At 63.0% G+C, this 25070-nt stretch carries 26 protein-coding genes; 17 read left to right on the forward strand and 9 right to left on the reverse strand.

The genetic code is table 11. The features are described 5' to 3' along the window. The first annotated feature begins 2 nt into the window (after positions 1–2). From JGU71_RS23970 to JGU71_RS23985, 4 genes are all read left to right on the forward strand, one after another. Positions 3–914 carry an ABC transporter permease gene (locus tag JGU71_RS23970; RefSeq protein ID WP_199707080.1) on the forward strand — a complete coding sequence of 304 codons (912 nt, stop codon included), beginning with the start codon at positions 3–5 and terminating at the stop codon, positions 912–914. Further along, complete coding sequence (locus JGU71_RS23975; RefSeq protein WP_199707081.1) at positions 902–1717, forward strand: ABC transporter permease; 816 nt, start codon at positions 902–904, stop codon at positions 1715–1717. The genes JGU71_RS23970 and JGU71_RS23975 overlap by 13 nt, the downstream gene beginning before the upstream one ends. Further along, complete coding sequence (locus JGU71_RS23980; RefSeq protein ID WP_199707083.1) at positions 1714–2790, forward strand: ABC transporter ATP-binding protein; 1077 nt, start codon at positions 1714–1716, stop codon at positions 2788–2790. Before JGU71_RS23975 ends, JGU71_RS23980 begins: the two co-directional genes overlap by 4 nt. A gap of 68 nt (positions 2791–2858) precedes the next feature. Beyond that, a complete protein-coding gene (locus JGU71_RS23985; protein ID WP_199707085.1) occupies positions 2859–3833 on the forward strand; it encodes an NAD(P)-dependent alcohol dehydrogenase in 975 nt (324 codons plus the stop codon). Positions 3834–3842: 9 nt separating this feature from the next. Here the strand turns inward: JGU71_RS23985 and JGU71_RS23990 are convergent, their stop codons facing one another. Together JGU71_RS23990 and JGU71_RS23995 are read right to left on the reverse strand one after the other, a co-directional pair. Next, positions 3843–4898, reverse strand: coding sequence for a 2,3-butanediol dehydrogenase (locus JGU71_RS23990; RefSeq protein WP_199707087.1), 1056 nt, complete (start codon positions 4896–4898; stop codon positions 3843–3845). Between the two features lie 121 nt (positions 4899–5019). Next, positions 5020–6177: a PucR family transcriptional regulator gene (locus tag JGU71_RS23995; protein WP_199707089.1), complete on the reverse strand. Its 1158-nt coding sequence runs from the start codon at positions 6175–6177 to the stop codon at positions 5020–5022. A 181-nt stretch (positions 6178–6358) separates the two neighbouring features. On the opposite strand from JGU71_RS23995, the gene JGU71_RS24000 reads away from it, so the two are divergent. From JGU71_RS24000 to JGU71_RS24010, 3 genes are read left to right on the forward strand one after another with little or no spacing between them, the layout of a single operon-like run. Next, positions 6359–6610 carry a DUF3311 domain-containing protein gene (locus JGU71_RS24000; protein ID WP_199707091.1) on the forward strand — a complete coding sequence of 84 codons (252 nt, stop codon included), beginning with the start codon at positions 6359–6361 and terminating at the stop codon, positions 6608–6610. Continuing rightward, positions 6607–8103, forward strand: a complete 1497-nt coding sequence (locus JGU71_RS24005; protein ID WP_199707093.1) for a sodium:solute symporter family protein — start codon at positions 6607–6609, stop codon at positions 8101–8103. Before JGU71_RS24000 ends, JGU71_RS24005 begins: the two co-directional genes overlap by 4 nt. Beyond that, positions 8100–9698, forward strand: a complete 1599-nt coding sequence (locus JGU71_RS24010; RefSeq protein ID WP_199707094.1) for an amidohydrolase — start codon at positions 8100–8102, stop codon at positions 9696–9698. Before JGU71_RS24005 ends, JGU71_RS24010 begins: the two co-directional genes overlap by 4 nt. A 7-nt stretch (positions 9699–9705) precedes the next feature. On the opposite strand, the gene JGU71_RS24015 is transcribed toward JGU71_RS24010, so the two are convergent. From JGU71_RS24015 to JGU71_RS24025, 3 genes are read right to left on the reverse strand one after another with little or no spacing between them, the layout of a single operon-like run. After that, positions 9706–10515 (reverse strand): alpha/beta fold hydrolase, encoded by an 810-nt coding sequence (locus JGU71_RS24015; RefSeq protein WP_199707096.1) that lies wholly within the window; start codon positions 10513–10515, stop codon positions 9706–9708. 24 nt (positions 10516–10539) lie between these two features. Then, positions 10540–11379: an alpha/beta hydrolase gene (locus tag JGU71_RS24020; protein ID WP_199707098.1), complete on the reverse strand. Its 840-nt coding sequence runs from the start codon at positions 11377–11379 to the stop codon at positions 10540–10542. Between the two features lie 32 nt (positions 11380–11411). After that, complete coding sequence (locus JGU71_RS24025) at positions 11412–12260, reverse strand: alpha/beta hydrolase (protein ID WP_199707099.1); 849 nt, start codon at positions 12258–12260, stop codon at positions 11412–11414. Between the two features lie 147 nt (positions 12261–12407). Between JGU71_RS24025 and JGU71_RS24030 the strand changes: the two genes are divergently transcribed. Further along, the gene (locus JGU71_RS24030; RefSeq protein WP_199707102.1) at positions 12408–13073 is read left to right on the forward strand and encodes an AraC-like ligand-binding domain-containing protein; all 666 of its coding nucleotides are present in this window, start codon (positions 12408–12410) and stop codon (positions 13071–13073) included. Next, the gene (locus tag JGU71_RS24035) at positions 13070–13384 is read left to right on the forward strand and encodes a helix-turn-helix domain-containing protein (protein WP_199707104.1); all 315 of its coding nucleotides are present in this window, start codon (positions 13070–13072) and stop codon (positions 13382–13384) included. The genes JGU71_RS24030 and JGU71_RS24035 overlap by 4 nt, the downstream gene beginning before the upstream one ends. Before the next feature lie 19 nt (positions 13385–13403). Here JGU71_RS24035 and ectB read toward each other — a convergent pair whose 3' ends face one another. After that, the gene (gene ectB, locus JGU71_RS24040; protein WP_199707106.1) at positions 13404–14681 is read right to left on the reverse strand and encodes a diaminobutyrate--2-oxoglutarate transaminase; all 1278 of its coding nucleotides are present in this window, start codon (positions 14679–14681) and stop codon (positions 13404–13406) included. 270 nt (positions 14682–14951) lie between these two features. Here ectB and JGU71_RS24045 point away from each other — a divergent pair, with 270 nt between their 5' ends. Beyond that, complete coding sequence (locus JGU71_RS24045) at positions 14952–15791, forward strand: hypothetical protein (RefSeq protein ID WP_199707108.1); 840 nt, start codon at positions 14952–14954, stop codon at positions 15789–15791. Continuing rightward, entirely contained in the window at positions 15788–16321 is a 534-nt protein-coding gene (locus JGU71_RS24050; protein ID WP_199707110.1) for a hypothetical protein, read from the forward strand. Before JGU71_RS24045 ends, JGU71_RS24050 begins: the two co-directional genes overlap by 4 nt. On the opposite strand, the gene JGU71_RS24055 is transcribed toward JGU71_RS24050, so the two are convergent. Both JGU71_RS24055 and JGU71_RS24060 read right to left on the reverse strand, forming a co-directional pair. After that, positions 16280–16567, reverse strand: a complete 288-nt coding sequence (locus tag JGU71_RS24055; RefSeq protein ID WP_199707112.1) for a hypothetical protein — start codon at positions 16565–16567, stop codon at positions 16280–16282. The genes JGU71_RS24050 and JGU71_RS24055 overlap by 42 nt on opposite strands. A 23-nt stretch (positions 16568–16590) precedes the next feature. Then, complete coding sequence (locus JGU71_RS24060; RefSeq protein ID WP_199707114.1) at positions 16591–17175, reverse strand: SPW repeat domain-containing protein; 585 nt, start codon at positions 17173–17175, stop codon at positions 16591–16593. Between the two features lie 139 nt (positions 17176–17314). Between JGU71_RS24060 and JGU71_RS24065 the strand changes: the two genes are divergently transcribed. Both JGU71_RS24065 and JGU71_RS24070 read left to right on the forward strand, forming a co-directional pair. Further along, positions 17315–18025: a response regulator gene (locus JGU71_RS24065; protein WP_199707116.1), complete on the forward strand. Its 711-nt coding sequence runs from the start codon at positions 17315–17317 to the stop codon at positions 18023–18025. Continuing rightward, on the forward strand, positions 18012–19394 hold the full coding sequence (locus JGU71_RS24070; RefSeq protein ID WP_199707118.1) for a HAMP domain-containing sensor histidine kinase: 1383 nt from the start codon (positions 18012–18014) through the stop codon (positions 19392–19394). The genes JGU71_RS24065 and JGU71_RS24070 overlap by 14 nt, the downstream gene beginning before the upstream one ends. Before the next feature lie 16 nt (positions 19395–19410). Here the strand turns inward: JGU71_RS24070 and JGU71_RS24075 are convergent, their stop codons facing one another. Further along, a complete protein-coding gene (locus JGU71_RS24075) occupies positions 19411–20001 on the reverse strand; it encodes a TetR/AcrR family transcriptional regulator (protein ID WP_199707380.1) in 591 nt (196 codons plus the stop codon). Positions 20002–20154: 153 nt separating this feature from the next. Here JGU71_RS24075 and JGU71_RS24080 point away from each other — a divergent pair, with 153 nt between their 5' ends. The 4 genes from JGU71_RS24080 to JGU71_RS24095 are packed head-to-tail and all read left to right on the forward strand — an operon-like array spanning position 20155 to position 25043. Beyond that, the gene (locus tag JGU71_RS24080) at positions 20155–21288 is read left to right on the forward strand and encodes a VOC family protein (RefSeq protein WP_199707120.1); all 1134 of its coding nucleotides are present in this window, start codon (positions 20155–20157) and stop codon (positions 21286–21288) included. A gap of 49 nt (positions 21289–21337) precedes the next feature. Then, positions 21338–22285, forward strand: a complete 948-nt coding sequence (locus JGU71_RS24085; protein WP_199707122.1) for a fumarylacetoacetate hydrolase family protein — start codon at positions 21338–21340, stop codon at positions 22283–22285. Then, positions 22282–23835 carry a bifunctional 3-(3-hydroxy-phenyl)propionate/3-hydroxycinnamic acid hydroxylase MhpA gene (gene mhpA / locus JGU71_RS24090; RefSeq protein WP_199707124.1) on the forward strand — a complete coding sequence of 518 codons (1554 nt, stop codon included), beginning with the start codon at positions 22282–22284 and terminating at the stop codon, positions 23833–23835. Before JGU71_RS24085 ends, mhpA begins: the two co-directional genes overlap by 4 nt. After that, positions 23832–25043 carry a cytochrome P450 gene (locus tag JGU71_RS24095; RefSeq protein WP_199707126.1) on the forward strand — a complete coding sequence of 404 codons (1212 nt, stop codon included), beginning with the start codon at positions 23832–23834 and terminating at the stop codon, positions 25041–25043. Before mhpA ends, JGU71_RS24095 begins: the two co-directional genes overlap by 4 nt. The last annotated feature ends 27 nt before the right edge of the window (positions 25044–25070 follow it).

The following is a 25070-nucleotide window of genomic DNA, read 5'->3' on the forward strand; positions in this document are numbered from 1 at the left end:
CCATGACGACCGCTATACCAACGCTTGCGCCCGGTCCGGCATCCACCTCCGGACCGGCGCGCAAGAAATCGGCACAGACATCCCGCTCGTGGCTTGCCGCACTGCCACTGCTGACCTTTCTGGCATTGGCATTCGGCATCCCCGCGATAGCAGTGCTGGTTTCGGCATTCACCGTCGAGGATCCCACATCGGGTACGTCGTACCTCGGCATCGACAACATGACCGAAAGCCTGCAGGGCGCGTACCGCACCGCGCTCTGGTCCAGTGTGAAACTGGCCGCGTTGGTTGCAGTCGTCGGCGCGATACTCGGCACCATCCTTGCCCAGGCTGTCGTGACCTCACGCGGTACCTTTTTGCGCGAGGCCGTTCTCACCGCGTCCGGCGTCCTTGCCAACTTCGGTGGTGTCCCGCTCGCCTTCGCCTGGATCGCGACACTCGGCAACGCCGGACTTCTGACCACCATGTTCGGTCTGGGCGACAAGGGCTGGAGTCTGTATACGTTCTCCGGCCTTGCGATTGTCTACCTGTATTTCTCGATCCCACTGATGGTGCTGGTGATCACCCCTGCCCTCGACGGTCTCCGGCCGCATTGGCGCGAAGCAGCTCTCAACAACGGTGCGACGACGTGGCAGTACTGGCGCCACGTGGGCGTGCCGGTGCTTTTACCGTCCCTGATCGGCGGCATGGTGCTGCTGTTCGGTGGAGCGTTCGCCGCCTATGCGACCGCCGCCGCAATGGTCGGTGCGACCGTGCCCCTCGTCACCCTGCAGATCGCCGACGCGCTTTCAGGGAATGTGCTTGTCGGAAAAGAGAATCTGGCACTTGCGCTGAGTCTCGACATGGTTATCGTCGCTGCCCTTGTCATGGCCGTCTATCTGCCGCTGCGGAAGAGGAGTTCGCGATGGCTGGACTGACGAAGATCGAGCGGCCACGCCTCGGGCGGACCGCGGTACTCGCGATTGCCGCGCTGTATTTCCTACTCCCCCTTGCTGCGTCGTTCTGGTTCACCATCTATACCGACGCCGAGGGTTTCTCGTTCGCAACCTACGGCAACATCCTCTCCGCTGAGGGATTCACCAAATCACTCTTTATGTCGTTGGGATTGGGCGTCGTCACCATCGTGGTGGTACTCGCCCTGATGTTGCCCGCGATGCTCGCCGTTCGGCTCGGCGCACCGAAGCTCGGCCAGGTGCTCGAAGTGGTCTGCACGCTACCGCTCGTCGTGCCGCCGATCACCTTCGTCGCCGGTATCAGCACCGTATTACGTTGGGGTCCTGAGCATCTGGCAAACACCCCGTTCTGGCAAACGCTGATCGCAATCCAGAAGCCCAACTTCCCCATCGTGCTCGTACTCGCCTACGTCGTGCTGGCAACGCCCTATGTCTACCGCTCACTCGACGCGGGTCTGCGCGCCATCGACGTTCGCACCCTCGTCGAAGCCTCACGCAATCTCGGCGCGGGCTGGCTCACGGTAATGTTCCGGACCATTTTGCCCAACCTGCGCACATCAATCGCGAGCGCTGCATTCCTCACGCTTGCACTGGTTCTCGGTGAATACACGATCGCGGTCCTGCTCGGATTCCAGCCCTTCGCGGTCTGGATCGTGACGATCTCCGGCGCGAATGCCCAACTCTCCGTCGCTGTCTCGTTGCTCAGCCTGATCGTCACCTGGGCGCTGCTACTCGTCGTATCCGGCGTTGGAAGGAAACGAAAATGACCTCACGGGTGGAGTTACGAAACCTCCGTCGCACCTTCGGCTCGACCGTCGCGCTCGACGATCTCGATCTCACGATCGAATCGGGCGAGCTGGTCGCTCTGCTCGGCCCGTCCGGCTGCGGCAAGACCACCGCGCTGCGCTGCGTCGCCGGTTTCGAACGACCGGACAGCGGAGCCGTGATCGTCAACGGTGAGGACATCACCAAGGTTCCCGCCAACCGGCGCGACGCAGGCATGGTGTTCCAGTCCTACAGCCTCTTCCCGCACCTGAGCGCCCGAGACAACGTCAGTTTCGGCATGCGAATCCGCAAAGTGGCAGCAGCCAAACGACATTCACGCGCGGAAGAACTGCTCGAGCTTGTCGGCCTCCCCAGCGTCGGCGACCGCTACCCACACCAACTTTCCGGTGGACAGCAACAACGTGTCGCACTTGCACGCGCGCTCGCAATGGAACCAAGTGTGCTCCTGCTCGACGAACCGTTGTCGGCGCTCGACGCGAAAGTACGTGTCAGCCTTCGCGAAGAGATCCGCCGACTCCAGATCGACCTCGGCGTCACGACACTGTTCGTCACGCACGATCAGGAAGAGGCTCTGTCGATGGCAGACCGCGTCGCCGTCCTACGCGGCGGAAGGCTCGAACAGGTCGGCACCCCGGACCGAATCTACGAACACCCTGCGACGGCGTTCGTCGCCGAGTTCATAGGCTCGATGAACCACATTCCGGGTGTGATCGACGGCGACCGCGTTGCGGTCCTCGGACAATTCCTACCGATCGACGGTGAGGTTCCCGGAGATCCGGAGGTGGACGTTCTCGTTCGCCCCGAAGCAATTCGCCTGCAAGCCGCCACCGACGGCGCCGGCCTGGTTACCAGGTCGTCGTTCCGAGGTGCGACAGCGCGTCTCCATGTCGACCTCGCTGGTCTCGAACTACAAGCCGACGTGCCAGGTCACGACGCGGCTGTCCTCGCGCCAGGCGCGCGTGTCGCGGTGTCGCTTGTCCAACGCCCAGCCCTCGTCACCGAACGTACGGCGTCGTTCCAACCCGACGTTCGTGCGGCCGAGTCCGTCGGTTGACGATTCGACCGAAGTTCAGGGTTGTCCCTGATGTGGCCGTCCGCTACAGCCGCCTACTGTCCACACCTATGAGAGCGATCGTTCAAACCCATTACGGTCCACCGGATTCCCTCACGATGCAGGAGGTCGAGCGGCCGGTTCCGGGCGAGGACGAGGTGTTGGTGCGAGTGCATGCCGCGTCGATCAATGCGCGCGACTGGCACGTGATGCGAGGAGACCCGCGCATCGCACGCTGGATGGATACAAAGATCTTCGGGCGGCGAGGTCCCAAGCAACCGATTCACGGCGTCGACTTCGCCGGAACGGTCGAGGCGGTCGGTTCGGGTGTCCGCGATCTGCTGCCAGGTGAGGCTGTCTACGGCGAAGCGGCCGCAGGCGCCTTCGCGGACTACGTGTGCGCGCCACGGGCCAACCTCGACCGAAAGCCCGAGAATCTGACTTTCGAGCAAGCGGCGGCCGTACCGCTCGCCGCAGTCACGGCGATAACGCTCTTGCGTCACGTAACCGCAGGCGACCGGGTGCTGATCAACGGCGCTTCTGGCGGCGTAGGCACATTTGCCGTGCAGATCGCAGCTGCCAAAGGCGCCGAGGTTACCGCGGTGTGCAGCACAAGGAATGTAGACCTGGTTCGTTCGATCGGCGCGAAGCACGTCGTCGATTACACCCGCGACGACGTCGTCGGCCGCTTCGATACCGTGCTCGACCTCGTCGGAAACCGACGCCTGAAAGACCTGCGGGGCCTGCTCGAACCGAAGGGAACCCTCATACTGTCCGGCGGTGGAACGTACGAAGGCGGCAGCTTCCTCGGTCCGCTCTCGCTTATCGTCGGCGGCCAAATCCGCGGCCTGTTCGTCAAGCAGTCCATTCGGGCACCTACCGCCAAACCGAGCAGCGAGACGTTGGTCGAACTGCGAGATCTCATCGAGTCCGGCAAGGTAACACCAATCATCGACCGGACGTACCCACTCGCCGAGACGCCAGCGGCACTCGAATACCTGGAGAGCGAGCACGCGCGGGCGAAGGTCGTGATTTCTGTCGTCTAGACGCGAAAGTCACGGCTTGACAAGAATTTTGACGTTCTCCTCCTTGTTCGAGATCAGCTCCTCGAAACCGCTCTTCACGATGTCGTCGAGAGCGATCCTGCCGGTGATGAATTGGTACGGATCGACCCGACCGCTCGCGACCATCTCGATCGTCGCCGGATGATCGTTCGCGTAGGCGAGGCTGCCGAGCACGTTGATTTCGCGGAACACCAAGTCGTTCATCGCAACTCGTGCTTCGTGACCCCAGATCGCAACGTTCACGCAGGTGCCGCCCGCTCTGGTGGAACGGATTGCGGACGAGAGCACGGCGTCGATCCCTGCGCACTCGAACGAGACGTCCGCTCCCCTGCCGTCCGTGAGGTCGAGGAGTTGCTCGACTACATCACCAGCGGTGGGGTCGAGAACATGTGCTGCGCCCGCGATTTCAGCTTTCGCCTTTCGTACAGCTGCACGCTCGACGACGATCACCTGCTCGATATCGGCCGCTCGCAGAGACGCCGTCGTCACGAGTCCGATTGGGCCTGCACCGAATACAACAGCGCTGTGCGACGGCTTCGCGCCCGATAGGCGCACCGCGTGGTAAGCGACAGCGAGCGGTTCGATGAGCGCGCCGACGTCTGTCGCCAATTCGCCGAGCGGGTGAATCCAGCGTCGCTCCGCGACGACGAACTGCGAGAAGCCGCCACCGTAGCCGGACAACCCCACGAAGCCGAGCGATTGGCAGACGTTGTAGCGGCCGTTCCTACACGCATCGCAGCGTCCGCAGATAATGTACGGCTCGACCACGACTCGGTCTCCGATTCGTACGTCGTCGACACCGTCGCCGACCTCGGCAACAACACCTGCGAATTCGTGGCCGAGTGTGATCGGAACCGTCTCACCAGTCAGCGGATGCGGCGCGTCTGCCGGTGGAGCGAAGATCGGTCCGTCGAGATATTCGTGAAGGTCGGTGCCGCAGATGCCACACCACTCCACCTCGACTTTGACAGTCCCCGGTCGGGTGGCCGGCTCCGGAATGTCGTCGATCCTGATGTCGTTTCGACCGTAGAACCTGGCTGCCTTCATGGTGTGTTCCTCGCGTCGCGTTGGGTGGTTGTCACCACACGTGGTGCAACTCAGCACACTCCGATACAACCGGCGCCGACAGGGTTGCATCGCATTGCACAGTAGATGCCCACCTCTACGGTTACCGACGGAACAACTTCAGGCACATGAGCGACTTCATCAGACCGTCCAGACTGCGCGGATCCCAGCCGGTCAACTGCGCCCAGCGGTCGAGTCGGTAAGCGAGCGAGTTCGCGTGCAGGTGAATTTCCCTGGCCGCGGCGCTGATCGAAAATCCGGATCGAGCAAACGCAAGTACAGCCTCCGCGAGATGAGGGTGCTCGGCTGCGATAGCTGTCCCTGCCTCCAAAAGCGCCGCGAGCTCGTCCCGGTGGGCAGCAAGGGTCGCCGCGAACCAGTCGTCGGCGAATCTGACAACTGCACCCGACGCGGCCGCAAGTGCAAGTGCCCGCTCGGCATCCGTAATGCTGTTGGCGGCGCCGACAAGTCCGACTCGCGACATTCCGACGCCAATCGACACTTCACTATGGTCGCGCACGGTGGCGCCGATGACGTCATCGATGAACCCTCGCTGGCACAAGACGATCACGTGGGAGCCATGCCGACTGCATTGGGCGGCGATAGGTGTGGCATCGAGGTCGCGCTGCAGCCGCTCTACCTCGGGTTCGGACCATTCGTCCGCGGCGACGCACAGGGCCTGGAAAGAATGTTGGGGATCGAAGCCGAGCGACTGCGCCAGGCCACGCATCTCGAGGTTCTCGACATCTGTTGCGATGCATAGTCTTTCGAAGAATCGGTAGCGAACGCCCGCGCGGATGGCCTGCGCACTTCGCGTCGCTTCGGTGTGACCGACCGCGACCGCGCTCGTCGCTGCGTGCACGAGGTCCCACAGTTTGCCGCCAGCGTGCAGCAGCTCGCGAGTCGGCTCATGCGACCGGTCGACCATCGTGTTCCATAATTCGCGCGAAGCAATGTGATAGGTCTCTATGACGTCCGAGAGCGGCAATCCTTGCATCGCTCGCCGGCGACCAAGGTCTCGGGAACGTTCTGCGTCGTCTTCCGGGAGCGGCTCGTTTTCGGCTACGGCCCGCAGCATTACGGACAGTTGCTTCTGGATGTAGGCCCGCTGCTCGTCGATCGGCACCACGGTGTAGGCCGGTAGCTCGCTGCGTATCTGCTGTACAGCTCGATCGGTCAGCTGCTCGATCTCGCGGGCGACCACGCGCCACAGCTCGCGGATCGCGTTCTCATCGGAGCCATCGGACACGTGCACCAGCATTCCCTTATCGAAGCCCCCAGATTCCCGATTCCCGTGAAATTCACGAACGACCGTTGCGACTTCCGGGATTCGCACGTGGCGGCGACGCAGTGACCGGGACCACACTGAGTCCACGTCGCAGATGAAAGAACCCCGAATGCCGCAACGGCACCACGAAAATCTACGTAGGAGAACACCAGTCATGTCCAACGAGGCAAAAAGCGCGATGCTTGCGATCGGTGTGCCGTTCGTCGGTGTGCTCGCCGGCATCGTCCTTCTCTCCGGTTCCGGGGCCACGGTCTTCGGATTCCCCATCGTGTTCGCCTGGCTGTTCTTGTGGATGCCGTTGACATCGCTGTGTCTCCATTTCGCGTGGACACTTTTCGACAGAGAAGAATTCGAAGCAGCTGAACGTGCGGACCTCGCCAACAGCGCGAGCGGAGACCGCAAATGATCGCCCTCACGTTCACCCTCGTCCTGCTCCTCGCACTCGGCGCCGGCATCCTTTCCCGACGCGGAAGCAAGAAGGAGATCTCCGACTACCTGGTCGGTGGGCGGTCCTTCGGTCCGGTGTTGGTGTTCATTCTTGGGGCGGGTGAGGCATACAGCATCGGCACCCTCATCGGCTTTCCCGGCGGCGTGTACGCGCACGGGGCGAGCTACGGGGTGTGGTTCATCGGCTACATCCTGTTGGCCTACCCGATCGGATACTTCTTCGCGCCGTACTTGTGGCGCGCCGGCAAGCGGTACAACGCCATGACCCTTCCCGACGTTGCCGGGCGGCACTTCCGCTCGCGCGGCCTGGAGTTGACGATCGCGGTCGCCTCGGTGGTTTTCCTGATTCCATGGGGTCAACTCCAACTCGCCGGGCTGCAAGTCGCGCTCAGTGGTCTCGGGATAACCATCAACCCGACCGTCGCGGTATTCGCCGGCGCCGCACTGGCATTGCTGTTCCTGCTGCTCTCGGGGGTGCGGGCGCCTGCGTTCGTGTCCTACGTCAAAGATGCTGCTCTGCTTCTCGGCGCGATCCTCATCGGTCTCGCCGCGACAGCGAAGTCGGGTGGACTCACCGCACTGTTCGCCGACGCGGCATCCCATGGCGCCGAGCAGTCGTCGCATTCCACCTTTTCAGGGGCATCGCTGACCTTCGTCATGACGACGATCGTGTTCCAGTCGCTCGGCTTCTTCGTCTTCCCTTTCATCGTGCAGGCTGTGCTCGCGGCGAAGTCGGAGGCAACGCTCAAGCGCGTCGCTCGCTTCAACCCGCTGTACATGCTTATGTATCCGTTCCTCGTCGCCGCGGCCTTCGGCGCGATCTCGTTGCTGCCCAACAAGTTGGAGGGAGCGGAGTCCAACGAGGTCCTTCTGCAGCTTTCCCGACTTGTGCTGCCCGATTGGCTGACCGGAGTTGTTGCAGGCGGTGCCGCTCTGTGTGCGATCGTCGTGCTGTGCGGATCGGCGTTGGGGATCGGCTCGATCGTCTCGCGCAACATCGTTCCCGGGATACCTGAGACGAGCCAACGACTTTGGGTGCGCGGAGTCATCGTCGCCTACCTCGGCATCTCGCTGCTCCTGACGCTCGCGGCACCGCAACTGCTGCTGACCTTGGTGAATACGGCCTACTACGGAGTCACCCAGGCAGTGGTGGTATTCGCGACGATGATCTTCGGCTGGAAGCTGCGTCCTGCGGCACTTGCGATGGGCGTCGTGATCGGCGACCTCGTGGTGCTGTGGTTGTACGTCGACAAGCATGGCGCCGTCTCTTCGTGGTTGTCCGAGCACGGCATCAACATCGGCGCCGCCGCTCTCGTGCTCAACGTGCTGTTCGTGCTGGGCACCCGATTGCTATGGCCCGCAGACAATCCGGTGCGCGGCTTACGAACAGAAGGTCGATCGGCGACGGCCGGCAGCACTTCCGATACAACCGAGAAGGCCGGTGCCCGATGAGAAGGACATTGCTCACCGCAGATCGCATCTTCACGCAAGACACGACGAATTCGATCGTCGAGGCGCTTGTCATCGACGGCGACCGGGTGCTTGCGGGCGGCACCCGCAAAGACATGGCAGACCGTGCCGGGCCGGGTATCCGACATCTCGATTTGCCTGGCGCAACAGTGATTCCGGGCCTGATCGAGTCTCATATCCATCCCACGTACGCCGGACTGACCGACGGATGGGCCGATTGCCGGACGCCCCCGTGCTCGTCGATCGTCGACATTCAACGCGCCCTCCGCGGCGTTGCCCCCAGCGCTGGCTGGATCCGCGGGTGGGGGTACGACGACACCCAGGTTCGGGAGTGCCGACATCTGACACGAGACGACCTCGACGCGGTGAGCACAGTGCGGCCGGTAATCGTTCTCCACATCTCCGGACATTTCGCGGTCGCGAACACCGTCGCGCTCGCAACAGCAGGCATCGACGAAAGCACCGTGGACCCGGGTGACCCGCAGTTTCCGCGTACGGCGGACGGACGCCTCACCGGGATGGCGTGGGAGATCGACGCGGTGGCACGACTGAGCGCCGCGATTCCGAACATCACGGACGCGGAGGTTCGTGCCGCACTGCTACGCAGTTTGGAGTTGGCGCGGTCTCGGGGCATCACCACCGTGCACGACCTGGGCGTCGGCCTGTCGGCCGGCATGCAGGAGTTGGCCGCTTATCGCGCACTCGACAACAATCGTGAATTGCCTGTGCACACCGTTGGATTTCTGCGCGGTGACCTCACGACCGATGCGCTGGACAACGGCGGGATCGGCTTCGCAGCAACAGCATCCCCCGGTTCGCGATTTCGATTGGCCGGCGCGAAGTTCTGGGCCGACGGATCTATTCAGGGCCTGTCCGCAGCGCTTCGAGCGCCGTACACCTGCAGCCCCGACCATCACGGCGACCTGCTGTATCCGCAAGAGCAACTCGATGCGATGGTTCTCCGAGTCCACCGCGCGGGTGGTCAGGTTGCGGTGCACGCCAACGGCGACGCGGCTGTCGGCGCCGCCATCTCTGCCCTGCGGAGCGCACAGGCCAGCGACGGTCGTCGGGCCCGTCATCGCATCGAGCATTGCCAGGTGACCGACTCGACGGACCTCGCGGCCATTCGCAAAGCCGAACTCGGCGTGAGCTTCTTCGTCAATCACGTTCTGCACTGGGGAGATCGACACCGCGATCGTTTTCTCGGACCGGAGCGGGCCGCCGACCTCGACCCTCTGGCCTGTGCCGCAGCCCTCGGCTTGCGATTCGGTCTGCACTCGGACTGCCCCATCACCCCGATGGATCCGCTACAGACCATCAGGACCGCGGTAACCCGGCTGACCAAAGGTGGTTCGGTGCTCGGCGCCGACCAACGGATCGGAGTGCACAGGGCAATCCAGGCAATGACGACCGACAGTGCCTACCTGGTCCATGACGAGCATCAGGCAGGCACCTTGGCACCGGGGCAGCGCGCGGATCTTGTTGCGTTGGACGGCGATCTGACGGCCCTCGCCGATGGTGCGGCGGAGATCCCCCGCCCCGCACTCGTCATGATCGATGGGCGCTGGGCGGCGTAAGACCCTCTCACCCGACCGATTGTGCCGCGACGCTGATGGTGTCGGCAACGACGCCAGGCTGCGAGACGAGCGAGGCATGGGAAGCGTCGATCTCGGTTACACGGCCGGGCGCCGCTCGGGCCGCCATAAATCGTTGTGCGGCAGGCGGTATCACGCGGTCCCGCTTGGATACCAAGTACCAACTGGGTGTGCTCGCCCACGTCGGTGGACCGCTGGGTTCCAGGTTCGCCAACAGTGATACAGAGTGCTGATGGGCGTACATCGTCGCGGCAGTCCGAACGCTGACGTCCGCGGCGAACAGATTGTGGAAATACGGTTCGGCGATATAGCCGTCGAGTCCGGTGCCCACCACTTTCAGTTGCAACGCCGGTGGGAGTAATCCGCTGCCTGGGAATCGAATTGGGTCGAGCAGCAGCTGAACGAACTCACCCTGTGCTGGCGCGAATGCCGCGATGTAGACGTTCGCCTTGACCTTCGGGTCACGAGTGTTGGTGATCACGGCGCCGCCATAGGAATGGCCCACGAGGACGGCAGACCCGTCGATCGTGTCCAACACGCGTTGCACGGCTCGGGCGTCGTTGGTCGGGCCGCGGAGCGGGTTGTCAACGGTTACAACGTTATATCCGCGAGAGCGAAGTTCGGCGGCGACGCCGTCCCAGCTGGTGGCATCGGCAAACGCACCGTGGACGAGAACGATCGTCGGCATATTCGGCGCTGCAGTCGCAGTGGCGGGCAGCAGCGGTACAGAGATCGCGAACACGGTGATGGCGACTGCGAGCAGATATCGCAGCCGGACTATGAAGCGGCGTTTTTGCATTGGAGCAAACCTTTCCGATTGGCGTCAGGACTGCCGCGACGGCGACGTCGTGGCATGCTGCAACGCCCAGCCGAGGGCGTAGTCGGCAATCTCTTCCCAGCCCTGCTGGCTGACGAGGCGATGGGTGCGGTCCGCGAACTCGACACGCTCCACGAGTGCGGTGCCCTTGGCGTATTTGCTCAGTGCGGCTTTCTGGATGGCGGGCGGCGCAACGTGATCCTTCGCACCGGAGATGAGAAGCAGCGGCGCCCGGTCGGGTTTGAGGTAGTCGACTTTCGTCGTTCCGGTCTTCGTCTTCGGCAGCGACAGAACACCTTCGAAGAACACGCGGTTGTAGGAATTGATCGCGCTGGCCTCCCATTCACGATCGGAGTCGGCGCGGCTGAGATCGTTGCCGAACGTGTAGTGGAAATGACCTTTCGAGAATTTGCTTGCGCTACGAGAACCGAACGGATTCGACAGAATCGGGAACCCGGTCCGCAACGTCGAGAACGGCAGGGTAAGCACACCCGCAGGCTGACCCGGGGCAACGCCGACGCCGGCTACTCCGAGGCCGCGATCGAGCAGCATCTGGGTGAAAATGCCGCCGAACGAATGCCCCATGATGATCGGCTGTTCGCGCATAGGACGGATTACGTCGTCGTAGGAGTCGACAATCTCCGTGATGCCAACACCTTTGAGTGCGCTCGGATCGGCGCGGACTTCGGCAGGTGTCCGATCGCCGATACCCGGCCAGCCCGGTGCGATGACCTCGTGACCGAGTTCGCGGAATCGCCCAGCCCAGGTGTCCCAACTGGACGGGGTCATCCACAGACCATGCACCAGAACGATCGGCGGCTTACCACCCGATTTGTTGTTCGTCATTGTCATTCTCTCCGTTATCTTTCGGTGGACGGTCAGGCGACCCGTTCGAGGTTGTTGGCAGTCAGGAACTCCAGGACGCGATCGGCTATCTCTACCCAACCGCTGTCGATCGACATGGAGTGGCCGCGGTCGTCGTAGACAACCAATTCGGTGACAGCGGAGTTTCGGGACTGGCGTCGGTAGGCAGCCCGAACGACGACCTCTGGTGCGGTCCGATCGTGTCGACCACCCACGATCAGCAACGGTCCGCGCGCAGCGCGCGTATCTACGGCAGCAGCACCGCCGACGGTCAGATTCGCGAACCCGACTTCGAGCAATGGACGTAGTGCGGCAGGGACGGCGTAGTCGTTGTAAATGCGGTCCGCGTCGACGCGATCGACCGTCGTTGCGACCTGGTGGTGAAACTGCTCCGGCGTCGGCATCCACGTGCGCTGCCACCATGACGGGTGACTCAATACGGTTCCAGCGGTACGCAATTGATCTCGTGACAGCTGCCAGATACCCCGGAACGGTGCCGGCGCGATTGCGATGGCGGCCCGCGCGAACCCGCGGGCGAGCAAACGCTGCGCAACGAGACCGCCGAAACAATGCCCCACGACAACCGGGGTGGCCGGTAGGTCGGCGATGATCGCCTCGTAGTGATCGGTGATCGCAGCCAGGCCGATCTTGTTCAGGTCGTCGGCATTGCTTCGCGTCAATGACGCGGTATCCGCCTCGCCGGGCCAACCCGGTGCAATCGTCGCGTAACCGCGCTGCTCGAACAATCGTCGCCACGGTTCCCAGACCGCTGCGTGCAACCACATTCCGTGCACGAACACGACAGGCATCGCAGGCGGGTCAGCACGCCTGGCGAATCGCTCGTTTCTCGCTGGCTCGAACATCGCGTCCCAACCTAGGCGGGCGACGATGGGTCGAATTGTCTGTTTCTGCAGAGTTGTTGCCTGACAGTGCACAGTCCTGACAGCCGCACTGGTCGGCCAGCTCGGATGGGTCGAAATTTTGTGTCACCGGCGGTAGCGTCGCGAGTCATGGCGGTAGCGTTCGACACCGACGCGCTCGATCTGCGCGAGCGGATGGACGCTGTCGTGTCGGTCTTCCAGGACGTGTCCGCACCTGCGCACGTCGCCCGGGAGCAACGCGACGTCGATCCTCGCGTCCGCATGGATCTCTGGGATCTCGGCGATGTCGAGCTTTTCCGGGGCGAGATGGGCGGAATCCGTTTGCGCCGCACGATGACCCAGATTGCACGCGCGCCCGCTGGCGTGCTCGCCATCGCACTGCAAGAAGCGGGCACTGGGCGTCACGAGCAGCGCGACATTCAGCGGGTTCTCAATCGGGGCGATCTACTGATCACTCACCTCGACAGCCCGTACGACCACCTCTTCACAGGACACGGCGCCTGCCAAGTTCTGCACATCGGGGTCGAGCAACTCGATCTGCCCTTCGAACTCGTCTATCGGGTTGCGGTCGACCCTCGAATCAGTCCCCTCGCCCGCACGATGGCCCAGCACATCACCGACACCGCCGCAGCGTCAACCGGATCAGCCCGTTCGCCGCAGCCCAACTCGGCACTGCCACAGTCGAACTCGCTCGTGCGCTGTTTCTCACCGCGTCCAGCGACGAACGCGCCAGTCGCGACGCGCTCGCGACAATTCTGCCAACTCGCATCCATACCTATATCAAGCAACATTTGACCGACACCGAACTCAGCGCGGAGACGATCGCCGCAGCGCACAACATCTCGGTGCGCTACCTGTACAAGATCACTGCAAACGCCGAATTCACTCTCGCGCAATGGATCACCAATCAGCGCCTGCTCGCCGCACGCGCCGAACTAGCGAATCCGACCAGCGCATACCGATCGGTCGCGATGATCGCTCGCACGTGGGGCTTCACCAATCCAGCCCATTTCAGCAGACGCTTCCGCGACGCCTTCGGCAGCACACCACGCGAATGGCGGACGCTTGCGCTTGGCGACAGAGCATCGGACACGAACGATTTGTGACGTCACCAATGTCCACCTGTCACACAGGTGCATCCTTCGCTCGGCAGACCGACGCGACGGCGTCGGCAAGAATTCCGAGGCCGAGTTCCAGTTCGTCGTCGGCAATCGTCAGTGGCGGTAGCAATTTCACCACCTGATCCGACGGCCCCGAGGTCTCTACGAGCAGCCCGTTGTCGTACGCAATCTGACTGACCTTCCCCGCTTGCGACGCGTCGGCGAAGGCAAGGCCCTGGACGAGGCCGCGCCCCCGCGTGCTCAGACCGTCGAATTGTTCTGTCAGTCCGACGAACCTCGTATGAATTCGGTCGCCCAACTCGAGCGTCGAGGTTTCGAGTCGATCGTCGGACCAATAGTGTTCGAGCGCGACCTGCGCAGTCACGAAAGCGGGATTGTTTCCCCTGAAGGTGCCGTTGTGTTCCCCCGGCGCCCAGATATCGAATTCGGGTTTGAACAAGGTCAACGCCAGCGGCAAACCGTACCCACCAATCGATTTCGACAAAGTGACGATATCCGGTTCGATACCCGCGACTTCGAAGGAAAAGAACGGTCCAGTCCTGCCGCAGCCCATCTGAACGTCGTCGACGATCAACAGGATCTCGCGCCGAGCACACAGATCGGCAAGTGCGCGCAACCACTCCGGTCGTGCGACGTTCACGCCGCCTTCGCCCTGAACAGTCTCGACGATCACTGCGGCGGGTCGATTGATCCCGGAACCGGAATCGTCGAGAGCCCGTGCGAACCACTGAAAATCTGCGGTTCCTCCGTCGAAATAGTTGTCGAACGGCATCGGTGTCGCATGCACAAGCGGAATTCCTGCGCCCGCTCGCTTCATCGAATTGCCGGTCACCGAAAGCGAACCGAGGGTCATGCCGTGAAAAGCGTTGGTAAAACTGATGATCGACTGCCGACCTGTGACCTTGCGAGCAAGCTTCAAAGCTGCTTCGACCGCATTGGTGCCGGTCGGACCCGGAAACTGCACCTTGTAGGTCAGGTTTCTCGGCCCAAGAATTCGATCCCTGAAGGTCTCGAGCAAGCGGCGTTTCGCAACGGTCGCCATGTCGAGACCATGGGTGATCCCATTGCCGACGATGTAGTCGATCAGCGCCCGCTTGAGTACCGGATTGTTGTGTCCGTAGTTGAGTGCCCCGGCACCTGCGAAGAAGTCGAGGTACTCCTTGCCGTTTTCGTCCCGAAGCCACGCTCCCTTGGCAGTGTCGAAAACGGTCGGCCACATCCTGCTGTAACTCCGAACGTCCGACTCGAGCTGCTCGAAAACTGTGGTCGTAGTGGCGGTCATACCTTTCAGGCTTGTGCGCGCATATTGAGCTGACCGCGTCGACTTCTTTGCGGTTCTGTTACGAACGCCACGATCGCTCGAATCGTCCCGATCCCGAAACGCGTGCTCCGCCACTCACTCGTCCGCGCACTGTCACGCAATCGCAATGTAGCTGACCCAGCCTTCTCAACAAGTGTGCGAAAACATCGAAACCGAGGCCGAACCGCGCCGGCAGAGCTTTGCCCGAACGAACGCGGTCGGTAGTACCGATTTCGCGCCCCTGGATGGTGAATGAGTTCGTCGAACGAGTTTCACAAGATCGTCGATGCTGTGCGCCGAGACGTCGACCGAATTGCGATCACAGCCGCGATCGCGACCCTGTCGGCGCCATGCTTCCGTGGCGCGGCCGAGGAGTGCGCCTCACGCGAGTACGTCAGAATCGTTCGCGAAAAGACACCGCTGAGGTTGCTCCACCTGAACGTGCCCGGACGAACTGTTCCGAGCGTGGCTGCCCAGCTCGCCGACCTCGATCCCACGGTGTCAGCCGTTTTGGTGACGGGCTCGATCGTGCCCGAAGACACGACGGCGCTGCGGGCCGAAGTCGCTGCGTTGAACGGTCCGACGGTGTTGTTCGAGTTGGACCTGCTCACTGCAACACTCACCGCGGCCGCAATCGGAGTGCTGCGCTCGCGTGATGTGCCGCCTCGAGCCGGAAGGATCGTGATTGCCGGCGCGGAGCGTGCGCCGCTTCTCACGCCGGCACTGACTGCGTCGCGCTGCGCCACCGTCGTACATTGGGGCGTCGACGACCGATCGGTGGAGTCCCTGCAGAATCTGATGCGCACCAACGATGTTCTGATCGCGCTGGACGATCGAGTACCTCGCGATCTTGCTCCCGCGCAGACGGTCCGACCGCCGACCGATCCGACCGCGCAGTGCTCACTCGTCCTTCCCGGTCTGCTCAGCGCGATGTGCGGATTCGGTGGCGCCACAGTCACGCCTCAATTGCTCATGGCGAGCGGGGTTGCGCTTACAGTGCTTTCAGGACATGACGAACTACTTCCCGATTCCGATGATCCGCTTCTTGTGGCCGCGGTTGCCCGTTTCGCGACCCGAGCACTCTTCGAATGAGGGCCGGCGCGGTACCCCGAACGACCGGGATCCTTGCGGCATGCGCCGCGCTCGGCGCGACTGCTGGATGTTTCGGTCCGAGCAAGCCCACCGATTTCGGCATCGGTGCCGAACTCTGCTCGATCGTGGCCACGACTGAATTCGACAGCTCGTTGGAGATCACCGAACCAGGTGAGCCCCAACGTATCTGGGGAATCGATTCGGGCGTGTGTCGATGGCGAAGCCCTGATTTCGAGAACACCGTAACGCTGACCGTCAGCACCGAGCCGCGGGGAGTCGAGGCGGCGCAGGCCTCCAGGCGCCCAGGCCGGCCAGCTCCGTCCGTCGGACCCGATGCCGTGATCGACGAAGGCGTCAACCGGCTCGGCTGGACAGTCCGAGTGTCGGGGTGGATCGGAGGCGCAAACACCTTCGAACTCGACATGAAGACCGACACGCGCCTGGCACTCGACTCTGTGGAGCGCCTTGCCGCGCAGATCGCGGACCGGCTACGCGCCAATCCTGTCGTCGCCGCGGCGGACGGAGAATGATTCCTCGCGCGCAGTGCGGAGACTGAGACACAGGGCGCTGCCCACAGACGTGATCACAATGTCGCCGTGCGAATAACGTTGCAGCGCTTCGGTGATGCGGCAGAAGTCGCGTTTCGCATATGGAATGACCGCCAGCGATGCGCTGTCGATGACCTGGATGGCCGCAACGTCCGAGATGCGGGTACAGGAAGCCAATTCGACAGCAAGGTTGTAGATCTCGTTCTCCAGCCGGGTTACAGCACTCATGTCGCTTCTCCTTGCTCGGTCCACTATTCGAGGATGGCTCGACCTTGTTGAGGATGAGTCGCCAGGTTCTTTGCGGTTGTGTGACGATCGGCGTCGCAGTTCGCAACCGATTCACGACGCCCGGCATCGATGTACCCCGCGATTGCGAGAGCTGAAATCAACACGCCTACCACCACGTCGTTGCCGACTGCGAACGTAGAGCCGGAAGTCAGTCCGTAGTCGACTCCGAGCGGCGCAACGACAAGAGCCATGCCCGACACGCAGCCGAATACGGTCGCGTGCACGACGCTGACTCGCCGAATCAACCGAAGCAGGCCGAGCACAACGACTCCCGACCCGATGGCCATGTCGAACAGCGGATCTTGCAGCGACGGAACCGACCATGTTCTACGCAGCAGAATTGGGCCGACTACAAGCCAAATGCCAAGTACGAGAGTGCATGTGCTGATCATGCCCGGAACTTGCGGACCCGGAACTCGCCGGTGCCACCGCTCGCGTCGGTTCGGGAACGACGCGGCACCGTCATCGGGGCCTGAGACAGCACGAATGCCGCCTGTGACGTCGAGACCCGACGGGTGTGCCGTCTGTGCTCGATCCTGTGAGCTCACACGATCGCCCCTCAGTGCGGAATGGTGACTACCACCTTGGTCGCTACACGTTGAGGACACTCGTTCGGTTTCTTTGCGGTTGCATGACGACACCGCTGCCGCGGCCACCGTTGCACTCCTCCGGTGGAAGGATGGACGGATGGCCGCCAGGCTCCTCATCGTCGAAGACGACGACCGCGTACGCATGGCGCTTCGCCTTGCCCTCGAGGACGAAGGTTACGACGTCGACGAGGCCGCCGACGCCGAGACGGCACTGAGCGATCTGCGTCGACACGGCGCGCCCGACGTCATCATCGTCGATTTGATGTTGGGAGAGATGGACGGCTTCACCTGCATTCGGGAGATTCGCCGACACCTCGACGTACCGATCGTTGTCGTCAGCGCCCGTGACGACACCCACGATGTCGTCGCGGCACTCGAAGCCGGTGCCGACGACTATGTGAAGAAGCCTTTCGAGATCAAGGAGATCACCGCACGCATCCGTGCGCTGCGTCGACGCGCGAGCGGACCCGCCATACGTGACGCGACGAGCGACATCGTTCTCGACGCGGACCGGAATGCCCCACTCATCCTGTCCCCTGGAAGCGGAACGGTGCGACGCGCGCGCGACGAGCTGCATCTGACACTCACCGAGTTTCGATTGCTGTGCGAACTCGCCGAGGTGCCGGGGCGCGTGCTCAGCCGCAGCTCACTGCTCGAACGAGTATGGGACCGTGGCTACTTCGGCGACGAGCGAATAGTCGACGTACACGTCCGGCGCCTGCGAACGAAGATCGAACTCGATCCATCCGATCCCCGCATCGTCGTCACGGTTCGCGGACTTGGATACCGACTCGATGTCAACCGCTGAGAAAGCGCAGCGAAGAACGCTCGGGTTGCGCCCGCGTGTCATTCTCTTCTTCGCCGTCGGGGCCGGTTTGGTGTCGCTTGCGCTGGCGGTGTCCGTGTTTGCCATCAGCCGTGGGTACATGGTCGAACAACGCGAACGGTCTGCGGAACGTCAGGCAAGCAGCCACGTCGACCTGGTCCGAAACTCGCTCGCCATTCCGGGCACTGCACCGCGGGCCGTTCTCGATTCGCTCGATCCCCCTGTCGATACGGTGCTGCTGCTCCGCTGGGACGGCGAGTGGTACAGCTCGACACCGGACCTAGGTCCGCAGTCGCTTCCAGACGGGTTGCTCGAACAAGTCAGGGAGTCGACGCACGCAGTCGAGACAACGTTTCGAGACGGACCGGTACTGGCTGTCGGCATCGAACTCAACGACAGCGGCGACGCGCTGTTCGAATTCGCTCCCCTCACCGAGTTGCGATCCACACTGACCGTATTGCGAACGGTGTTGACCGCGTGCGCGATCTGCGCCACGATCGCAGGCGCGGTGGTCGGCTGGTGGGCGAGCCGCCGGGTCCTCACTCCGCTCCATCAAGTCGCGGCGGCAGCAGCACAAATTTCCGGCGGCGAGATAGATACCCGACTGCCCGATACGCGGGACCACGACTTGGCCACCATCGTCACGTCCTTCAACACGATGGTCGACTCGTTGCAAAAGCGGATCGAACGAGAACGCCAGTTCTTCGGCGACGTAAGTCACGAACTTCGGACCCCGCTGACGACGCTGGTGACAAGCGTCGGCGTATTGGTTCGCCACCAAGCTGAACTGCCGCCGCGATCGCGCCTTGCACTCGATCTGATCTCCGCCGAACTCGACCATCTGCGCCGGTTGCTCGACGATCTTCTTGCGTTGGCTCGAACCGAAGCAGGCCTGCATCAGGATGCGTTGGAGCCCATGCTGCTCTCCGACCTCCTCACCCACACACTCGCCGACTCCAAACGCCCTCCCGAACTTCTCGACGTCGCCGACGACAGCACGATCTGCGGTCGGAAGCCTGCGCTAGAACGCGCGCTTCTCAATCTCATGGACAATGCGGACAGTCACGGTGGCGGACTCACCGGGATCACACTTCGACGCGACGACACCGACGCCGTTATCGTGATCGACGATGCTGGACCTGGTGTGGCACCGGCCGATCGCGCGCGGATCTTCGATCGCTTCGTCACGACGCATGCCGGCCGAAAGTCGCCGACGGGGTCCGGCACCGGCCTCGGTCTCGCGCTTGTCGCCGAGACCGTCGGAGCTCACCACGGAAGCGTGCGGTGCGATGAAAACCCGAGTGGCGGTGCACGGTTCGTCGTGCGAATCCCACTGGCCCGACCTGCGTGATCGGCCTGCTGGACGATCAGCCCTCGAGAGTCGGTAACGGTCCAGTGCAGATCTCGCGCGCTTCGTCCGCGGGGATTCCGAACATACGCAGTAGGTCTTCGGCCAGCTGATCGCTTGCCTCGCCGTCGTCCCGCTCCGGCTGGTCGTGCAGCAACTGGCCGAGACACAGCACTGCGCCGGCTGCGGCGACGAGCGCAAGCTCGGGATCGCGGACGGTGAATCTGCCTGCCTCGATGGCGGCGAGGATGTCGCGTTTTGCACGCGGTGCAAGCCCGCGGTCGGACGATATGAGAGCGGCCCCCGAGCGCAAGAGAACCCGGCTGATTTCCGGGGCCTTCCGGTGCAATCGCCCTGTCAGCCGGAAGCTTTCGGCGAACACCTCCGCCGGGTCCGAGAGCCCCTCTGTGAGTGAGTCGAGCAACGCACCGTGGACGTCGAGCGCTTCGTTGACGGCTGCCTGAAACAGGTCTTCTTTGCTCTCGAAGTGGTTGTAGAACGAGCCCATTCCGACGTCGGCAGCCTGTGTTATCTCGAGAACGGGCGCATTCAGTCGGCCGTCGCCGATCATCGTCTGAGCGGCACGGATCAGAGCCGCCCGTGTCCGCATCTTGCGTCGTTCGAGACGGTTTTCCGGCGTCGTATCGGCTGCCACTGGCACACCATAGCAGCGCTCATCATTTATGACGATTTCGTCAGATTCCCTTGACTGAGGAAATCCGCGTATGTGACGATATCGTCAGTAACTACGAAAGGGCGGTCGATGACCGATCACGACGGCGCGCACAACAACCTGCACAGCGAACGCGGTGCGCTGGCGGGTGAACACCCCGGCCGCGTGCGAAACCCGATCGTGAAGGTGCACGACATTGCGTGGCTCGAGTTCGAGAAGCCTGACCTCGATCGAGCCGAAATGTTCGGTCGCGCGTTCGGGTTCAGCCCGACACTGCGGACAGCTGACGAACTGCATTTGCGTGGAACGGATCCGGGCGCACCCTGCTTGGTAGTGACGAAGGGTGTGAAGACCCGATTTGCAGGCACATCGTTCCGAGCCGCGACGGGTGCCGATGTGGTGCGTCTGGCCGAAGCGACCGGACGAAGTGTGCGGAGGTTGCCCGACACCCTCGGTGGCGTTTGTGTCGACCTCACCGATCCGGCAGGAGCCACCGTCCGTGTCGTCGCAGAACAGCATCGGTTGCCGGCACTGCCTGCGCAGACACCGCTAACGTACAACTCGGGACACAATATGTTGCGGGTCAATACGACACAGCGCCCGCCCCGACAGCCAGCCCTCGTGCAACGGCTCGGACATGTGGTCCTGCAGACGACGAAGTATCGCGAGACGCTGGACTGGTATCTCCAGCATCTCGGACTGATCGTCAGCGACTTCCTCTACTACGCAGGCCAGCGCGAACGCGGGCCGGTGATGAGCTTCATCCGCTGCGACCGTGGTGTTACGCCGACCGATCATCACACTCTTGCGCTCACCCTCGGGCCCTCGAACCGGTACGTGCACAGCGCCTTTCAAGTCGCCGACCTCGACGCAATGGCGGCCGGTGGGGAGTACCTGCGCGAACAGGGATATCGACGCTCCTGGGGCATCGGCCGCCACATCCAGGGCAGCCAGATCTTCGACTACTGGCGCGACCCGGACGGCTTTCTGGTCGAGCACTTCAGCGACGGTGACATGTTCGATTCCACGCTCGAAGCCGGTTGGGCTCAGATGACCGCATCCGGGCTAGCCCAGTGGGGTCCACCGGTGACCAAGGACTTCCTCGGAATCGCTCCCGGTCGCGACTCGATACACGAGGCCAGATCCATCATCGGCGCTCTCCGCGACGACAACGAGTTCGACTTCCCACGACTGCGTGGACTGCTGAAGGTCGCCAGTTCGTAAGCACACCAGTATCTTTCGACCGCTTCCCTGCCACGAAAGGCTCACCCTCATGTCCGTCTCCGTTCTCCGCACCGCCGACGCCTGGTGGGTCGCCACCGCCACCGGCGCCGCCAGGATCGACACCACCGCCACGACTACCGCAGACCTACTGGCCGACCGCGCTGCGATCGAGCACGCGGCACAGACGCGCGACACAGTGCCGATCGACTCGCTTGCCCTGCTCTCCCCCGTCACCGCGCCGTGCCGTGTCGTGGCGCAGATGACGAATTTCGCGTCGCACGTCAAGGACGCCGGAATGAATCCCGACAAAGTTCCGATGACGTTCTTCCGCAAGGCTTCCGGATCGATCAGTGGCCCCAACGACGACATCGTCAGACCCGCACATGTGACACTCCTCGACTACGAAGTGGAGATCGGCATCGTGTTCGGTCGCGAGGTTCCGGTTGGCACCGAAATCACCGAGGACAACCTGGCCGACTATGTCGCCGGTCTCGTCATCACCAACGACGTGTCCGCGCGCGACGTCCAGTTGCCGAAAACCCAATTCTACGAAGCGAAGTCGTACCCGACCTTCACCCCGACCGGGCCAGCGCTGGTCCTGTTGGACCGAGACGAGTTGAAGCGATTCACCGATCTGCGACTCCAACTGTGGGTCCAGGGCGAACTCCGTCAGAACATGGTCGTAGCCGACGACATGATCTATCGGCCGGTCCAAGCGTTGAACGAACTGACGCGATTCCAGCGCCTCGACGCCGGCGACCTCCTGTTGACCGGAACCCCGGCGGGCACTGCCCTCACTGCACCGCCGAAGCCGATCGAAATCATCGGGTCGCTCCTACCGCCGGCGACCAAATGGAGGCTGTTCTTCAAACGCCAAGCCGCCAATCCGAAGTACCTGCACGACGGCGACGTCGTCGAACTACGGATCACCACCGACGACGGCGCAATCGACCTCGGTAAGCAGCGCACGGTCGTCCGGTACACGCAAAAGCCATGACCACCAACCCCTTCCCCGTCGCCATCGTCGGCGCCGGACCGACTGGAGTGACCGCGGCAACACTGCTCGGCCAATACGGCATCGAATGTCTTCTCTTGGACCGTTGGACCGATGTCTACCCGCAACCGCGCGCCGTGCACCTCGACGACGAAATCTGCCGAATCCTTGCGCGCCTCGGTGTTTACGAAGACTTCGTCGCGATATCGCGGCCGGCGAACGGCCTTCGCCTGCTGGACTCGCACATGCGACTTCTTGCCGAATTCCGTCGCGACACCGCCTGCAGCGAGCACGGCTACGCCAAAGCGAACATGTTCGATCAGCCCGACCTGGAAGCAGTGTTGCGATCCAATCTCGGTCGGTATCGCTCGGTCACTCTGCGCGGCAACAGCGAAGTCGTCGGAATGGCTCGAAACGGCGACCTGACAACGGTTGTGTTTGCCGACCGTGCGACGGGTGAACAGCACCGGGTGACCGCGCGCTATGTGCTCGGTTGCGACGGGGCCAACAGCGTTGTCCGCGCGGCGATCGGTTCGACCATGCGCGACCTCAAGTTCGAGCAGCGATGGCTGGTCGTCGACATCGCCACCGTCGCAGAGCTGAATCAGTGGGAGGGGGTGCACCAGGTGTGCGACCCGATCCGCGCAGCCACCTACATGCGGATCGGCGCCACCCGCTATCGCTGGGAGTTTCGTTTGCTCCCACATGAATCCGCTGCGGACTACTCCGACATCGCAGCGCTGCAGCCGCTCATCGCGCCCTGGACCGGTCGGGTCCTTGCCGATCAGCTCACACTGATCCGCGTCGCGGAGTACACCTTCCGCGCCCAACTCGCCGACCAGTGGCGTTCCGACAACATCTTCCTGCTCGGCGACGCCGCCCATCTCACACCGCCTTTCATCGGTCAGGGCATGGGTGCCGGGTTGCGCGACGCGATGAACCTGTCGTGGAAACTCGCGGGAGTTCTGGCAGGAACACTTCCCGCTTCCGCCCTCGACACCTACGAGACGGAGCGGAAACCCCACGCTCGCACAATGATTCTGCTGGCACGCACCATCGGCACAGCGATGACGGCGGGTGGACGGCCCGGCGAAGTCCTACGCAGGGCGATCGCCCCACGGTTACGCCACGTGCCCGGCTTGAAATCGAAGATCGTCGACGGGGCCACACCAGCCCTGTCGCATACCGATCTGGTCCTCAAACCGTATCTGCCGCTGCAGCTTGCCGGAACGCTGTGCCCGAACCCGGAGTTGGACGGTCGGCGTTTCGACGCCGTCGTCAGGGGTCGGTTCGCAGTCGTGACCGCACAGCGTCCGTCAGACGCCCAACGCCGCGACCTCGAGCAACGCGGCGCCGTCGTCGTTACTGCCGGCCGCGGGTCCGACTTGGATACCTGGCTGCAGAGTCGACGAGCCACCGTTGCGATCGTGCGCCCCGACCACACCGTCATGTGGGCAGGACGTGATCTCCACACCCTGAGTGCCCGCCTCCCAACGTTTGTTGTCGGAGACCACGCTCCGACCCCAACCAACGCCCAAGGACGGCCTCAGTGAGTACAGCGGGCCACAACTCGAGTACAGCGGGCCACAACTCGCAGACGAGGCGAGGAGCACCCGTCGTCGACCTGGACCTGTATGGCGGCAACGCCATTCGCGACCCGCAACCGACCTACCGCGCGATACGCGAAGCTGGACCGCTGGTGTGGTTGCCGCGGCAGCGACTCTGGGCGATGGGGCGATATGACGACGTGCGCGCCGCGCTGCGTGACGACGTCACCTTCCGCAGCGGTCGTGGTGTTGCTGCAAATCCGATCGCCAACGTGCTCGGTCGCTACACAACGTTGTCCAGCGACGACCGGACACATCTGACTCGCCGGCGAATCCTTATGCAGTCGTTGACTTCTCGCGCGCTAGCACCCTCCGTCGAGACATTCGAGCAGGAAGCGAGGGCGACGGTCGAACGGCTGCTGGAGCAGGAATCGTTCGAGGCGATTGCAGACTTCGCGTCCCGCCTCCCGGTGCAGGCCGTTGCCGAACTGGTGGGACTGAAGCAGCCACCGACGCAGTTGCTCAGCTGGGCCGGGGCGACGTTCGACGGACTTGGACCCGCGAATCAACGCGCCCTGTTCACCGCCCGCAGTTCGCTCGGATTGTTCCTGTACACGTTGCGGCTCAATAGAAACAGCGTCATAGCTGGTGGTTGGGCGGCGACGGTCTTCGACGCCGTCGACCGCGGCGAGGTCACGAGGCTCGAAGCCAAGAACATGGTCATCGACTTCGTCGCACCGAGTCTGGACACCACCATCCTTGCTACCGCACAGCTGCTGTGGAGCCTCGGCACCAATCCCGATGTCTGGCAGCAACTGAAGGACGATCCGTCCAACGTTCCATCCGCGGTGGTCGAAGCGGTACGGCTCGCCTCTCCCATCCGCGGATTCACGCGCACCATCGCAACCGACAGCACCGTGCACGGCGTTCCGCTGCGAAAGGGCGAACGCGTCGTGCTGCTCTACGCGGCAGCCAACATGGACGAACGCCATTTCCACGAGCCGGAGCAGTTCATGTTGCACCGACGCGGCAGCAATCTCGGCTGGGGCCACGGGATCCACACCTGTGTCGGAATGCAATTGGCCAAACTCGAGATGCAGACCTTGCTGCACACCATGATTCCCCGCGTCGACTCGATTGCCGTATCCGACCCGGAGCCGTTGACCAACAACTGCCTTCAGGGTTTCGCATCGTTCACAGCTCGGTTCGCCTGACAACGAGTACCTCCGTTACAGGGTCAC

The organism is Antrihabitans stalagmiti (assembly GCF_016482825.1).
In the GTDB taxonomy this organism is placed as follows: domain Bacteria; phylum Actinomycetota; class Actinomycetes; order Mycobacteriales; family Mycobacteriaceae; genus Antrihabitans; species Antrihabitans stalagmiti.

What these genes read in the sequence shown, in the direction of transcription:
- JGU71_RS24020 (WP_199707098.1), bottom strand. Translation starts at nt 11,379, where the DNA reads ATGACGAACAACAAATCGGGTGGTAAGCCGCCGATCGTTCTGGTGCAT.
- JGU71_RS24000 (WP_199707091.1), top strand. Translation starts at nt 6,359, where the DNA reads ATGTCCAACGAGGCAAAAAGCGCGATGCTTGCGATCGGTGTGCCGTTC.
- JGU71_RS24085 (WP_199707122.1), top strand. Translation starts at nt 21,338, where the DNA reads ATGTCCGTCTCCGTTCTCCGCACCGCCGACGCCTGGTGGGTCGCCACC.
- JGU71_RS24080 (WP_199707120.1), top strand. Translation starts at nt 20,155, where the DNA reads ATGACCGATCACGACGGCGCGCACAACAACCTGCACAGCGAACGCGGT.
- JGU71_RS23985 (WP_199707085.1), top strand. Translation starts at nt 2,859, where the DNA reads ATGAGAGCGATCGTTCAAACCCATTACGGTCCACCGGATTCCCTCACG.
- JGU71_RS24015 (WP_199707096.1), bottom strand. Translation starts at nt 10,515, where the DNA reads ATGCAAAAACGCCGCTTCATAGTCCGGCTGCGATATCTGCTCGCAGTC.
- JGU71_RS23980 (WP_199707083.1), top strand. Translation starts at nt 1,714, where the DNA reads ATGACCTCACGGGTGGAGTTACGAAACCTCCGTCGCACCTTCGGCTCG.
- JGU71_RS23995 (WP_199707089.1), bottom strand. Translation starts at nt 6,177, where the DNA reads ATGCTGGTGCACGTGTCCGATGGCTCCGATGAGAACGCGATCCGCGAG.
- JGU71_RS23990 (WP_199707087.1), bottom strand. Translation starts at nt 4,898, where the DNA reads ATGAAGGCAGCCAGGTTCTACGGTCGAAACGACATCAGGATCGACGAC.
- JGU71_RS23975 (WP_199707081.1), top strand. Translation starts at nt 902, where the DNA reads ATGGCTGGACTGACGAAGATCGAGCGGCCACGCCTCGGGCGGACCGCG.
- JGU71_RS24070 (WP_199707118.1), top strand. Translation starts at nt 18,012, where the DNA reads ATGTCAACCGCTGAGAAAGCGCAGCGAAGAACGCTCGGGTTGCGCCCG.
- JGU71_RS24005 (WP_199707093.1), top strand. Translation starts at nt 6,607, where the DNA reads ATGATCGCCCTCACGTTCACCCTCGTCCTGCTCCTCGCACTCGGCGCC.
- JGU71_RS24065 (WP_199707116.1), top strand. Translation starts at nt 17,315, where the DNA reads ATGGCCGCCAGGCTCCTCATCGTCGAAGACGACGACCGCGTACGCATG.
- JGU71_RS24010 (WP_199707094.1), top strand. Translation starts at nt 8,100, where the DNA reads ATGAGAAGGACATTGCTCACCGCAGATCGCATCTTCACGCAAGACACG.
- JGU71_RS24055 (WP_199707112.1), bottom strand. Translation starts at nt 16,567, where the DNA reads ATGAGTGCTGTAACCCGGCTGGAGAACGAGATCTACAACCTTGCTGTC.
- mhpA (WP_199707124.1), top strand. Translation starts at nt 22,282, where the DNA reads ATGACCACCAACCCCTTCCCCGTCGCCATCGTCGGCGCCGGACCGACT.
- JGU71_RS24025 (WP_199707099.1), bottom strand. Translation starts at nt 12,260, where the DNA reads ATGTTCGAGCCAGCGAGAAACGAGCGATTCGCCAGGCGTGCTGACCCG.
- JGU71_RS24030 (WP_199707102.1), top strand. Translation starts at nt 12,408, where the DNA reads ATGGCGGTAGCGTTCGACACCGACGCGCTCGATCTGCGCGAGCGGATG.
- JGU71_RS24045 (WP_199707108.1), top strand. Translation starts at nt 14,952, where the DNA reads ATGAGTTCGTCGAACGAGTTTCACAAGATCGTCGATGCTGTGCGCCGA.
- JGU71_RS23970 (WP_199707080.1), top strand. Translation starts at nt 3, where the DNA reads ATGACGACCGCTATACCAACGCTTGCGCCCGGTCCGGCATCCACCTCC.
- JGU71_RS24075 (WP_199707380.1), bottom strand. Translation starts at nt 20,001, where the DNA reads ATGCGGACACGGGCGGCTCTGATCCGTGCCGCTCAGACGATGATCGGC.
- ectB (WP_199707106.1), bottom strand. Translation starts at nt 14,681, where the DNA reads ATGACCGCCACTACGACCACAGTTTTCGAGCAGCTCGAGTCGGACGTT.
- JGU71_RS24050 (WP_199707110.1), top strand. Translation starts at nt 15,788, where the DNA reads ATGAGGGCCGGCGCGGTACCCCGAACGACCGGGATCCTTGCGGCATGC.